Genomic DNA, 11,684 nt, shown 5'->3' on the forward strand with positions numbered 1-11,684 from the left:
TTCCAGCGGTACCGAGCGGCGTCCCGTGATGAGAACATTTGCACCTTACCTGGCAAAGCGCAGTGCCGCAGCGCGGCCGATGACGGAGCTTCCGTCGGGCTGGTCATCGGTGTGGAAATTATCGCTCTTGGCCAGCTTCCGGCTGGGCAAATTGTCGGGTGATAGGTATCCCGCGAACGCCCCGGAAAGAACACGGCGGTCGGATCGCTGCCGGGAACAGTTCCAGCGCCTCGCCAAGTCGCGCACCCCAGCAGTCGCTCTCCATTTCTGTCGCGGATGGACTCCTTTCGGCTGCCGGGTCGGCACATTGATGTCGGGACGATTCGGAAAGCCGAAGGCTGAAGCGGACTGGGAGGTCATCGTTGCTTCAGGCCGCGTGGCGCATACGGTCCGCCGGATGTTGCAAGCGAAAGCCAATCGCCAGCCTGTTCCAGGCGTTGATGGTGGCCACGCCGATCGATAGCGCAACGAGTTCATCTTCCGAGAAGGCGTTGCTGGCTTCGTCGTAAACCGCGTCGGGCGCGCGGGTCTCCGCGATGCGAGTAAGGGCCTCGGCCCAGCCGAGAGCGGCCCGTTCACGTTGTGTGAAGAGCCCGGACTCACGCCAGGCGTTAAGCAGCAGCAGCCGGTCCTCGGTTTCGCCCAGCTTCACGGCGTCTTGCCGGTGCATGTGCAGGCAATGCGCGCAGCCATTCATCTGCGACACCCGCACTTTGACGAGTTCGAGCAGCTTCGGATCGAAGCTGTTGGCGATCCAGTTCTCGACGGCGACGAGGCCCTCGATTCCGCCGTTCTTTCGGGTCAGCAAATTCAGACGCTTGGACATGCCAGTGTCTCCATAATCTCAGTTGATGGTTTCCATTCCCGCAGGGGAGTCATCAGCGCTGCCTTATCGGCATGACGGCGAATAAGCTCGGCCAGCGCCATAGGGTGTATCGATCGGGACCATCTTCCAGCGCCGACGAACACGTCGGAGAGGTGCGCATTTCGTCATTCAGATGAGCCCCTCTTGCCGCATGGCAGCTTGCACTGCCGGACGGCTCGCCATGCGGTGAAGCAGCGCAGCGAACTGCGGGGGAATCCCGACATCAAAACGCTCGGCCCACAACAGCATCACGAACAGATAGAAATCCGCTACACTGGGAGTGTCGCCGAACAGGTAGTCGCCGACAAGATTATCGGCCAGACTGTCCAGCAGCGTTGTAATCGTTGCTCTTGCTCTCGCCTTTTGAGCTTCGCTGCCTGCGTGCCACATAGGCTTGAAGTTGCGATGCACTTCAGTCGAAATAAAAGCCAGTGCTTCCAGAACACGTGTACGGCCGAGTTTTCCTGGAACGCCGAGCGCCGGGTACTCCGACGCGATCCAGTCAAGAACGGCAATGTTCTCTGTAAGGGTCACCCCGCTCTCCAGCACCAGGGCTGGAACATAGCCCTTGGGAGTTATATCGTGAAAATCGACTCCCGAGGCCGTTCGTTTTGTCTTCAGGTCAACGCGCTCCCGTTCAAACGGCGCTCCCGACTCGAGCAAGGCGATGTGATCCGCCAGGCTGCAGGCGAGTGGGCTGTAGTACAATTTCATAGCCTTGTTCCTTCAGATCAAGCCGAGCAACCGCGGGATCACTGATAGCCAATGCCAGAGACATAATTGATGAGCATCTGCTCCTGCATTTCTTCTTGCTCGAACAGAGCTTTCATCGCGTCGCGAATATCCAGTACGCCGAGAGGTTTGGCGCCATCGTCGACCACTGGGATGTTTTGCAGGTTTCGCGCAGCCATGGTTTGCCACACCGCGTGGACGTCATCCTGCGGACTGCACGAAACTATGGACCTGCTCATCAGGGCCGTCACCCGTTGAACCGACGTCGAACCCGCGAGATGGCGGACGAGATCGGATTTGCTCAAGACACCTTCCGCGCACCCGTAGCCATTGCACACCACAATGAGACCAACTCCCGGCCGGGAAAGCCAACGGGCGGCAGTTTGCACGGTGGCGTCGAAGTTGATCACGACGAGACGTGTCGACGTCAAAGCATGCAGTTTGTCGATAAGCATTGCAGTGCCCTTGTCTCATCAACCGTGCCGCCGAGACTTTTTTGAATCCTCGAGCGGCGTGGCTCTTTTGTTCGAACAGATCCAGGGAATTTGGACTTCATTCCTCGTAGGGCGTCGTCAACTCCGTTTCGTCGGTATCGACGACGAACACGGCGAGCAGCCGGGCGGGTTCGGTTGTGCTGGCATTTTCGCTGACGCCGTGGCGATCGCCCGGAAATTCGGAAAAGCTTTCGCCGGCGCGATATGTTGTTACCGGCCGGTCATTGACCTTGCTGCGGATCGCGCCTTCAAGAACCGTCGCATAGATGAAGGCCGAGCTGGGATGGGTATGTGCCGGCGAACTGCCTCCGGGCTCATACTCGACAAGGACGGCGCGCATGCTCTTGCCCGGCATGTTGGGCAGCGGCTGATCGTAGGCCAGAGTGACTTTGTCGGCGGCCAGCGCGCCGGACGCGAGGGTGACTGCCAGAGCAGCGGTGCAAAAAATGGTCCTGATCATTGTCTTGGCTCCAGTTTACGGGTCGATGGATGGACGATCGCCGGTCGGAGGGGAGGGACGACCGGCGATCAGGCTCTCGCTTGAGGGGGTGCAGCTCGAGCCTATGACCTGATGAACGCGAGCAGGTCGGCGTTGACCTGATGCTGATGCGTGGCGGTGATGCCGTGGGGCGCTCCCGGGTAGTAGATGTCCCTGGCGCCCTTGATCAGCCTCGCCGACTTCCGCGCTGAATCCTTGACCGGGACGATCTGGTCGTCTTCCCCGTGCAGGACCAGCGTCGGGACATCAAATTTCTTGAGGTCCTCGGTGAAGTCCGTCTCGGAGAATGCCTTGACGCTTTCGTAGGCGTTGAGCAGACCGGCCTGCATGCTCCACAGCCAGAACTGGTCGAGCGTGCCTTGCGAGACGTTCGCGCCCTCGCGGTTGGCGCCGTAAAAGGCGAGGGCCAGATCTTTGTAGTATTGCGACCGGTCCTTGACGAGGCCGGCGCGAATGCCGTCGAACACCTCGATCGGTAGACCTTCCGGATTAGCCTCGCTCTTGAGCATGATCGGCGGAACGGCGGCAATGAGAACCGCCTTGGCGACCCGCCTGGTTCCGTGCCGGCCGATGTAGCGGGCGACCTCGCCGCCGCCGGTGGAGTGACCCACCAACGTGGCGTCCTTGAGATCGAGCGCCTCGATGACGGCCGCGAGATCGTCGGCATAGCCGTCCATGTCGTTTCCGGAGGAGGCTTGGCTCGACCGGCCGTGCCCACGCCGGTCGTGCGCGACCACGCGGAAACCTTTCTGCGCGAGGAAGAGCATCTGACCGTCCCAGGCGTCGGAATTCAGCGGCCAGCCGTGAGAGAAGGTTATGACCGGACCCTTGCCCCAGTCCTTATAATAAATTTCCGTGCCGTCCTTGGTGGTAATCGTGCTCATGGTCATTGCTCCTTTGCCTGAACTGGGAGAGGGAAGGTTTTGCCCCCGCTGCGCCCGCGCGGGCAGATCGGCCGCGACAGTGACAGCCAGTGCGCCCAACAAAACATCGCGGCGCGATACTCCTGCAGGGGAAGGAAAGTCGTTCTCCATGGTTTCGATCCTTCGTGTTGGAGGTTAAGGCGGACTCGCCTGGGGCGATGCGCAGGGCCGCGGCGAACGCGGATCAGTGTCGCTGAAGCGAAGCCTGATTGAACCACTCTTCGAAGCGCTTCGCGCCGATGCGCGGGTTGTCGCCGGGAATGAGAGACCGGTCGTCCAATTCCGTGCCGAAATAAAGCGCGTGGGGATCCCCGATCACCTTGCGCGGATCGTTGGTCGCTTTCAGGAAGCGGGCGACGAGCTCGTTCATACGGACCGGCTCGGGTCCGGCGATCTCGATCACGCCGTTGATCGGCGGGGAGAGCGCCAGGTCGGTCATAAGGTCTGCGACGTCATCCGACGCGATCGGCTGAAAATAGGCAGATGGAAGGGAGGCGGTATCCCCGACCGTTGCCGACTGCGCGATGCCGCCCAGGAACTCGAAAAACTGCGTCGAGTGAACGATGGTGTAAGGAATCCCGGAGTCCCTGATCAGTCTCTCCTGGGCCATCTTGGCGCGCAGATAGCCGCTCTTGGGCAGGCGCTCGGCGCCCACGATCGACAGCGCGATGTGGTGTTTCACGCCGGCCACCTTTTCCGCGGAAAGCAGGTTTCGGCCCGAGGTTTCGAAGAACCCCAGAACCGCCTTCTCCTCGAACGACGGCGAATTCGCCAGATCGATGACGACCTGCGCTCCCGAAAGAGCCTTGGTCAATCCTTCGCCGGTAATGGTGTTGACGCCCGAGTTCGGTGACGCCGCGAGCACTTCATGGCCCTTCTTGCGCAGTCTCTCGACCGTCTTGGAGCCAATAAGGCCAGTGCCGCCAATAATAACAATTTTCATCGTCTTTCTCCGCACCGGCCGGGATGGCCAACGCTGTGGACAATGCGACGGAGGCGCCGGCCAAGCTATCCGACGGAAGCATCTGTCATGCGATGCGAAGGTGCAGGACTGATGCTTTCAATAGACAGGGAACTCTAGTCGGCAAGAGGCAGAGGGGCGGTGTCCCAAGCATTGGTCGATCGGACCGTTCCGGCAAATGCACGGCGGTCGAGACCACAACGAGACTTATACCGCGGTATGGCTCGCCCTCACCCTTGATCCAATCGATCGCCAGTGGTCGCCAATATAGCGTCTTCACATGAATAAAGCCGCTAAGTGTCGACTGCATAGTCGAATGAAGTGTCAGGCGCAGAAACAAGAATAGACCACAACTCTTGCTTGGAAACGCACCATGCTCCGTATGCTCAATCTGCACGCCCTCGCGCTTCGTGATGACGGGCTGCGACCGGAACTGAAAAGAGTGTTCGAAGAGCACGCAAGGCCCACAATGCTGGGCGCAGATGTCGTGCCCTTCGACGCGATCAACAATATGAGGCTATCGGGACCTCCCGCAACCGCACGCGCCACACACGATCTGTCCCGAAAGGATGGCGCGCTTTCCCGGGGCGCCAAAACAGCTAGCTAGAGTCTGTTGAGGTTCGGGTCCGGACGCGGCGAGACGAGAAGCGGAGCGAACATGAGAACACTCCTACACAGGCGCAGAATCACGCTGGGAAGCCCGTCCGGGTGTGAACATCAACAGGCCTTGGGCAGGGTCGGCGTCCATGTTTTTAACGAAAACACCAATGTTGCCCTGCCGATGGAGCAGTCGGAAGCTGGGATCGTTCATGATCTGGGCGATCTCATTCAGGTCGCGTCATCAGCGTTGAACCGCGTCGCCAGGGACCCCAGCGTCTCAACGGCTCCAGCGCTTGAGCCTGAAATTGCCAACGCCAAGACGGCCTTGCAACGAGCCGGCGTGCTTGTCCGAGAGACAATCGGCAGAGCCCTCGAGAGCAATCGCGAGATTGAAACTGCGAACGTAAGTGCCTGCCTAACTGAGGTCGAGACCCTCATCCGATGCGCATGGGAGCCGAACATGAGTCTCGAGGTTCGCGTCGGGTCCGACTTGCCTTCTGTGAAATGCGATCGTTCGGGTTTGCAAAACGCGGTCTTAAATCTTGTTTTCAACGCGCGCGACGCGTTGCCGGATGGCGGTCTGATTTCGATTGACGCTGCGGCAGTCGTCCAAGGCCCTGACGTCTTTGTCGAGCTTCGTATCGAAGATAGCGGTATTGGAATGACGCAGGAGACCGTGCTTCGCGCCTTCGATCCCTTCTTCACCACGAAGGACAAAGGCCTTGGCGGTGTCGGCTTGCCGATGGTGAAGCACCTCGCCGAGAAGCACGGCGGAAGCGTCGATATCGAGAGCACCCTCGGGTCGGGCACAACAGTGATACTGCGATTGCCCGCAATGCAAGACCGGGAGGATTATCTGCAAGGCAAGAGGAGAGTTCGAGACTAGCATTCTCGTACATGGGTATTTCTCTCGTCGGGCCAGCAATGCCAACCGATGATAGGAGAGCAGATGCAGTTTTATGGAGTGCCTCATGACGGCGCGAGTCAAGGCTGCAGACTTCATCAACAACACCCCCCGGTATCAACTCAAGAGGTATGCTTGTGTCGAGCCTCGTCGGGTCGAGGCAATTCTCGGAAGGACAATAGCATGACTATCTTGTGGGCGAGGGCGCCGGCTCCGAAGTCGACGCCAGGAGATAGTCAACTAACCTCCTCGTAAGGCCTGTCATTCTCACCAGGGCGAGAATGACTTCCGTAGCTACCCGCCTGAAGATCAACGCGGCACACAGTTGAGGACTCCCAAATGAACGCAAAGATCACGGAAAATACTCAACATCGTTTCGAGTTGCCGATTGCCGATGGTGTGATCGCTGCTGCCTATTACCGGGTCGAGAACGGGCGGGTTGTTCTCATTCATACCGAAGTGCCGTCGAAATTTTCCGGACAGGGGATCGCTTCGCGGTTGGCGCACGGGACGTTTGAGCTGCTCCGCAAAACCGGCCGGAAGGCAATTGTAAAATGCCCGTTTATGCGCAGGTTCTTCATTAAGAATCCGGATAGGCAGGCATCGTCGCTGGATAACACACGCGAAATGTTGCCGCTTGGAAAGTGAGCCGAAATGAGCGACGAGTACAACTTGCAGAGGTTCGTCCGTGCACAGGATCCGGTTTACGAAGATTCTATTTGTATTCTACGTCGAGGAATGATGTGTACTCCCTACATGGGGTTCATATTTCCCAGGCTGGTCTCCAATCTAAGCGACGCTGCACCTGAACCGTACGCCATCAGGTCGCTCGACGAGGCGAACGCCTATATCTCGTCGCCGCTCCTGGGAGGTCGCTATCGGGAATGCGTTGGCACACTGCAGCGGCTGGTCAACTTCAGCGCTCGCACCGTTTTTGGCGATGCCGACGCCCGGAAACTACACGCATCTCTGACGCTTTTTTCCGAAGCCAGTTACGACGAGTTCCTGCTCGAAACCATGTTCGAAGTCTGGTTCGACGGTTTGCTCGACGAGGACACCATGACCAAGATCCGCTCGATGTCGTGGTAAGTCGGCATCCGCCTGGCTGCCGCACACTATCGAAGAGCGGAAAGCTCCGCTCCGCGCCCGCACTTTTGCGCGCCGGCTTGGCCAGGCATTAAAGCGATCAGACACCGCGCACGCGGCGCATGCGGCGGTTCCGGGTGCTGAACATCGTCGACGACGTGACGCGCGAATGCCTTGCCGCAATCCCGGACACGTCGATCTCCGGTCGGCGCGTTGCTCGGGAACTGACTGACCTGATCGCCCGGCGCGGCAAGCCGGAATTGTTTTGGGAAGCTGAGGCGAGAAGCATTGCCGGCCGGGATGCTTTTATTGTTCCACGGCGGGAAGAATTTCGGCGGGTCTGCAAATTTGAGGACCCGGAGGCGTGCAGATTCGTACCCCCTGCCGATATCGGCAGGGGGTATCCTACAGAGCGATACGCAGTGGGGTGTTGACGAGTTTTGATTAATGCGCGATACACAGTGGGACAAAATGGTGTGTCATCTCGCATGTCTGCAAATTTGTCTGAACTCACAGACTGCATTGCCTCAGTGCTCAATTTTCCGCTTCCCTCAGCGAGGCTGATTTCTCGACTGGGTAGGGAACGCGGAATCCTAACGCATGGCGGGCGCGGCCGTAGTGTGCCGAAGGCAACATCCTCGGATGCTGCAAATCTCCTGATTGCATTTATGGTCTGTCCGACGCCGGCGCGTGCTCCCGATTTCATGAGAGACTTCGGCGACCTCCGCATGTCGTCATCATTCATGCATTATGGCGATGGCGCCGGACCATTACTTAAGCGAACTTTTGGACCGGGGCAGACCTTCAGGGATGCAATTGCTGCGGCGATTGATCTGCTCGGATCATCAGATTTTGCCGCCGATTTTGACCTGAAGGCCCACGTCGGCGACGAACGTCCAAACGAGGACCCTGACGTTGCCCCAGTGATCGATATCAGCATCATCGATACCTATGTGCAGGGCGGATTGAACGTCAACGGCAGCACCTTTCATTTCTTTCACCCTCTGCTGAGCGAGAGGTCCCTGCTCAATGAAGATGCTGACGATGTGATTGATGAAAAGTCGAGTTTCGCCAAAGCTGCGGTCGCCGTAGGTCATTATTTCAGCCCAATAAGGTCGGAGCGAACGATAGAGGTTTCTTCATTGTTGCCGATTGCAGACCTGCTGCACGGTCGCAGTTTTGTCTCGCTTCTCAACGAACGATTCGATCGCGAGCAGGCGGCGACGGTCAAGTCGGCGGAGAGAAGCTAATGCGGCGGGCTGAAGCAACGCACTCAGGAACTGGTCTGGCTTCTCCATCGTGCAGCAGAATACGTTTCCGGGTCGAGCCGCGCCTTGTGCCTGCGGAAAAGGCCGCTCGGCGCCTCCATTTGACCGCCAAGGAATTTGCCGAGCTGTTGCCGGCGCTAGCGCACGACGGTTTCCCGCAGGCGTGTCCGATCACCGGCAATTTCGACCTGATGGCAATCGATGCCTGGCAGGATCGTCGCTCCGGGCTTGCCGGCGTCGCCGCGCCAGCGGCTGCAAGCGCCGACATCGTTAGGGCGAGGCTCGCGAACCTTGGCTAGGATCAAACTCAAGCACTACGTCATCCGCAAGGGCAAATATGGCTACTGGCTGCCGACCCCGAAGATGGTCGCGGCCGGCTTCCAGTGTGTTCCTTGCGGCGAAGACGGTCCGCGCGCCTGGGCGGTAGCCCAACAATGGGAAGATCGCTGGCAGGCCTGCCGGAAGGGCAGGGAAGCAACTCCTAGGCTCGACAACTGGCCGAAGAATTCGATCGGCGACGCATTCGCGCGCTACCGCCGCATCGAGGCGTGGAAGCGACTGGCGCCACGTACGCGCGAAGATTGGGAGCGGGGCTGGACCTACATCCAGCCATATTTTGCCGATCTGCCACCGGCCGACATCTCCCTCGAGCTGCTGGATGAATGGTACGCGCGTCTGCTGCGCGCCAAGGGCGTCGACATCGCCTACCGAGCCATGAAGACGTGGCGGGCCCTGTATAACGTCATGGCCGGCATGAAGCTTTGCCAGCCGAAGGCGGATCCGTCGCTCGCCATCCGCCGCAAGACGCCGAACCCGCGCACGCAGGTCTGGTCCGAGGGCGAGGCGGTGCGCCTGGTCAAGGGCGCATGGCGCGCCGGCTACCGCGGCCTTGCCTGCATCATCGCTGTCGCCTGGGACACCAGCTTCTCGCCGGTCGACGTGCGCAAGCTGACCCCGGCGCAGACCGTGCAGACGGCGCAGGAGTGGGGTTTCCTGATCGAGCGCACCAAGAGCGGCGAGGCGGCGTTCGGCACGTTGTCGCCGCGCACGCAAAGGCTGGTGGTGGCCTATGTCGAATCACTCGGCGTCACCCTACTCGACGATGCGCCGATCTTTCGCTCGCGCGGCTTTGCACCAGGAGCGAAGGGCGGCCGGCCGCGCGCCGGCGTGCCTTACACGAAGGACTCCCTGGTCAACGACTTCGCCAATCTGCGCAAGCTGGTTTTCGGGGAAGGGGAGAAGCGTTACCTCATGGACATGCGGCGATCAGGCGCGGTCGAGGCGAATGCCGGCGGCGCCTCCGTCGAGGCGATGTCGGCCAAGATGGGCAACTCCATCGATGAGAACAAGGCGCTGCAGAAGACCTATATGCCGGTCAATCTCGCAGCCGTTCGATCGGCAGACGAGCACCGCCGCCAAGGCCGCAAACTACTCGGCCAAGAACGCAACGAATACAAAAAATTGAAACTCGGCGGAGACAAAAGTTGAAACCGCAAATCAAAAAAGAGGCCAAGCCTTTGAAAAGACTTGGCGCGAGTGACGGGGCTCGAACCCGCGACCTCCGGCGTGACAGGCCGGCACTCTAACCAACTGAGCTACACCCGCGCAAGACGAGCACGGTCAGCCGTGTTCGTCGTTGGGGCGGTGGATAAGGCGTAAGCCACCGGGTGTCAAGCGGAGCGCGACAGCATAACAGCAAACAGCAGAAGGTTTTTTGACGAGCCGGATTTTGCCGCCGAAAACGACCAGCGGCGAGGCCGTCGTGCGCTCATTTGGCCTTGCGAACCCCGTCCTAACTGCTTAAAGGTCCGCCCCGGAGCGGGCGATTAGCTCAGTTGGTAGAGCGCTTCGTTTACACCGAAGATGTCGGCGGTTCGAGCCCGTCATCGCCCACCAGGTAACTAGCTGATTTTGCTGAATAAAATCGTCAAAGGCCTATTCGAGGTTAGGCGGATACGGTTCGCTAGCAACCAATTAGCAACAGTCTGGTGGACTAGCTCTCAAGCTTTGTCCATATCGGGGAGCCGAGCCAACGAAGCGCAGCCAATGGAGTTGGGAGCGCAATGATGCCGAAGTTGTGTGCGTCAAGTTCTTGTGTGGATGCCAGCCGTTTTGCAAGGAAGAACCTGAAGTATTGGACATGTGATCGAGTGCGGTCATGTGTCAGGCCTTGATTTGCGGCCGTTCCATGTGCCGCGGGCCGGTATGGTGATGCGCGGATCAGGTCCAAATCAGCAAAGCGAGCTTGCGTGGGGCTCTCAACTTGACTCTGGTTTTCCTGACCCCGATCTGATCGATCATTTGCCCATGCAGTTCATGCCTTCCTCACATCTCCGACGTCCCGGTCTCAGGTGCGTTGTTGCAAATCACGCAGGCACCGTCGCCGGATCTCGGTAGTCCTCCTGTTTCGTCAGCATGGCCCAGATGCCACGCGCCATCTTGTTGGCCAGCGCGATTGCCACCAGCATGCGCGGTTTCTTCAACATCAAGCGGGCAAGCCAGGAACCGTCGGGCGCGCGCCTCCGAGACGCCCATCGAACCACAGCCATGGCGCCGATGATGAGCAACCGCCGAATATCGCGCTGGCCCATCTTCGATACCTTCCCTAGTCGTTGCTTGCCGCCGCTCGACTTCTGCCGAGGGACCAGCCCGAGCCAGGCGGCGAAATCGCGACCGCACTTGAAGGCCTCCATCGGCGGCGCAAAGGTTTCAATGGCAAGGGCAGCGATAGGGCCGACACCGGGCATGGTTTGCAGGCGCCGAGATGTTGCAGCTTGCTTGGACAGCGTGTCGATCGTCTCCTTCAATGCCGCGAGCCGGCTGCTCAACTGGTCGATCTGGTCAAGTAGAGCGCTGCAGATATCGCGGACCAGATCCGGCAGGTCTGCGCTCTCGTCCTCCACGATCTCTGCCAGACGTGGCAGGTGGCCAATGCTTTGCGGAGCAACATAACCGAACTCATAGAGGTGCGCGCGCAGTGCATTCACCAATTCGGTTCGCTGATTCACGAACTGCTCTCTGGTGCGAAACACGATGGCCCGGGACTGCTGCTCTTTGGTCTTCGGTTCGACAAAGCGCATTGTCGGTCGTTGCGCTGCTTCGACGATCGCCTCCGCATCTGCGACGTCGTTCTTCTGCCGCTTGACGAACGGTTTGACATAGGCCGGGGCAATCAGTCTTGGCTCATGGCCAAGCCGAGCCATCTGACGGGCCCAGTAATGGGAGCTGCCGCACGCTTCCATCGCCACGACACATGCCGGTTGACTCGCCATGAATGCGCATTTCGCAAAAGCCGGACAGGGGTTCCGCTAATTCCCGGACAGCGATTTCGCTAATGTCGGGACAGTTTGGC

Annotated in this window: 12 protein-coding genes, 2 tRNA genes and 2 pseudogenes; 8 read left to right on the forward strand and 8 right to left on the reverse strand. The window is 59.4% G+C overall.

Features of this window, described 5'->3' with window-relative positions:
• Positions 1–367 precede the first annotated feature (367 nt).
• The 6 genes from AC0L2K_RS16295 to AC0L2K_RS16320 form a co-directional block, all read right to left on the reverse strand.
• Positions 368–826, reverse strand: coding sequence for a carboxymuconolactone decarboxylase family protein (locus AC0L2K_RS16295; RefSeq protein WP_473531807.1), 459 nt, complete (start codon positions 824–826; stop codon positions 368–370).
• Between the two features lie 168 nt (positions 827–994).
• Positions 995–1,579, reverse strand: coding sequence for a glutathione S-transferase C-terminal domain-containing protein (locus AC0L2K_RS16300; RefSeq protein ID WP_473531808.1), 585 nt, complete (start codon positions 1,577–1,579; stop codon positions 995–997).
• A 38-nt stretch (positions 1,580–1,617) separates the two neighbouring features.
• A complete protein-coding gene (locus AC0L2K_RS16305) occupies positions 1,618–2,052 on the reverse strand; it encodes a CBS domain-containing protein (RefSeq protein WP_473531809.1) in 435 nt (144 codons plus the stop codon).
• Positions 2,053–2,149: 97 nt separating this feature from the next.
• On the reverse strand, positions 2,150–2,551 hold the full coding sequence (locus AC0L2K_RS16310; protein WP_473531810.1) for a cupin domain-containing protein: 402 nt from the start codon (positions 2,549–2,551) through the stop codon (positions 2,150–2,152).
• Between the two features lie 101 nt (positions 2,552–2,652).
• Positions 2,653–3,624: an alpha/beta fold hydrolase gene (locus tag AC0L2K_RS16315; RefSeq protein ID WP_473531811.1), complete on the reverse strand. Its 972-nt coding sequence runs from the start codon at positions 3,622–3,624 to the stop codon at positions 2,653–2,655.
• A gap of 73 nt (positions 3,625–3,697) precedes the next feature.
• Positions 3,698–4,456 (reverse strand): SDR family oxidoreductase, encoded by a 759-nt coding sequence (locus AC0L2K_RS16320; protein WP_473531812.1) that lies wholly within the window; start codon positions 4,454–4,456, stop codon positions 3,698–3,700.
• Positions 4,457–5,132: 676 nt separating this feature from the next.
• Between AC0L2K_RS16320 and AC0L2K_RS16325 the strand changes: the two genes are divergently transcribed.
• The 7 genes and pseudogenes from AC0L2K_RS16325 (at position 5,133) to AC0L2K_RS16355 (ending at position 9,820) form a co-directional block, all read left to right on the forward strand.
• Positions 5,133–5,960 (forward strand): sensor histidine kinase, encoded by an 828-nt coding sequence (locus AC0L2K_RS16325; RefSeq protein WP_473531813.1) that lies wholly within the window; start codon positions 5,133–5,135, stop codon positions 5,958–5,960.
• Between the two features lie 357 nt (positions 5,961–6,317).
• Entirely contained in the window at positions 6,318–6,626 is a 309-nt protein-coding gene (locus AC0L2K_RS16330) for a GNAT family N-acetyltransferase (RefSeq protein ID WP_473531814.1), read from the forward strand.
• A 6-nt stretch (positions 6,627–6,632) separates the two neighbouring features.
• Positions 6,633–7,067, forward strand: coding sequence for a DUF1810 domain-containing protein (locus tag AC0L2K_RS16335; RefSeq protein ID WP_473531815.1), 435 nt, complete (start codon positions 6,633–6,635; stop codon positions 7,065–7,067).
• A 122-nt stretch (positions 7,068–7,189) separates the two neighbouring features.
• Positions 7,190–7,321 (forward strand): annotated as a pseudogene (locus AC0L2K_RS16340) (IS3 family transposase); the annotation flags it as partial.
• A gap of 363 nt (positions 7,322–7,684) precedes the next feature.
• Positions 7,685–8,314: a hypothetical protein gene (locus AC0L2K_RS16345; RefSeq protein WP_473531816.1), complete on the forward strand. Its 630-nt coding sequence runs from the start codon at positions 7,685–7,687 to the stop codon at positions 8,312–8,314.
• A gap of 119 nt (positions 8,315–8,433) precedes the next feature.
• Complete coding sequence (locus tag AC0L2K_RS16350; RefSeq protein ID WP_473531817.1) at positions 8,434–8,631, forward strand: hypothetical protein; 198 nt, start codon at positions 8,434–8,436, stop codon at positions 8,629–8,631.
• Entirely contained in the window at positions 8,624–9,820 is a 1,197-nt protein-coding gene (locus tag AC0L2K_RS16355) for a hypothetical protein (protein ID WP_473531818.1), read from the forward strand. Before AC0L2K_RS16350 ends, AC0L2K_RS16355 begins: the two co-directional genes overlap by 8 nt.
• Positions 9,821–9,860: 40 nt before the next feature.
• Here the strand turns inward: AC0L2K_RS16355 and AC0L2K_RS16360 are convergent.
• Positions 9,861–9,937: transfer RNA gene (locus AC0L2K_RS16360), tRNA-Asp, on the reverse strand.
• A gap of 215 nt (positions 9,938–10,152) precedes the next feature.
• Between AC0L2K_RS16360 and AC0L2K_RS16365 the strand changes: the two genes are divergently transcribed.
• Positions 10,153–10,228, forward strand: a tRNA-Val gene (locus AC0L2K_RS16365).
• A 470-nt stretch (positions 10,229–10,698) separates the two neighbouring features.
• Here AC0L2K_RS16365 and AC0L2K_RS16370 read toward each other — a convergent pair.
• A pseudogene (locus AC0L2K_RS16370) lies at positions 10,699–11,607 on the reverse strand (IS110 family RNA-guided transposase); the annotation flags it as partial.
• Between the last annotated feature and the right edge of the window lie 77 nt (positions 11,608–11,684).

Source organism: Mesorhizobium sp. WSM4817 (assembly GCF_055811135.1).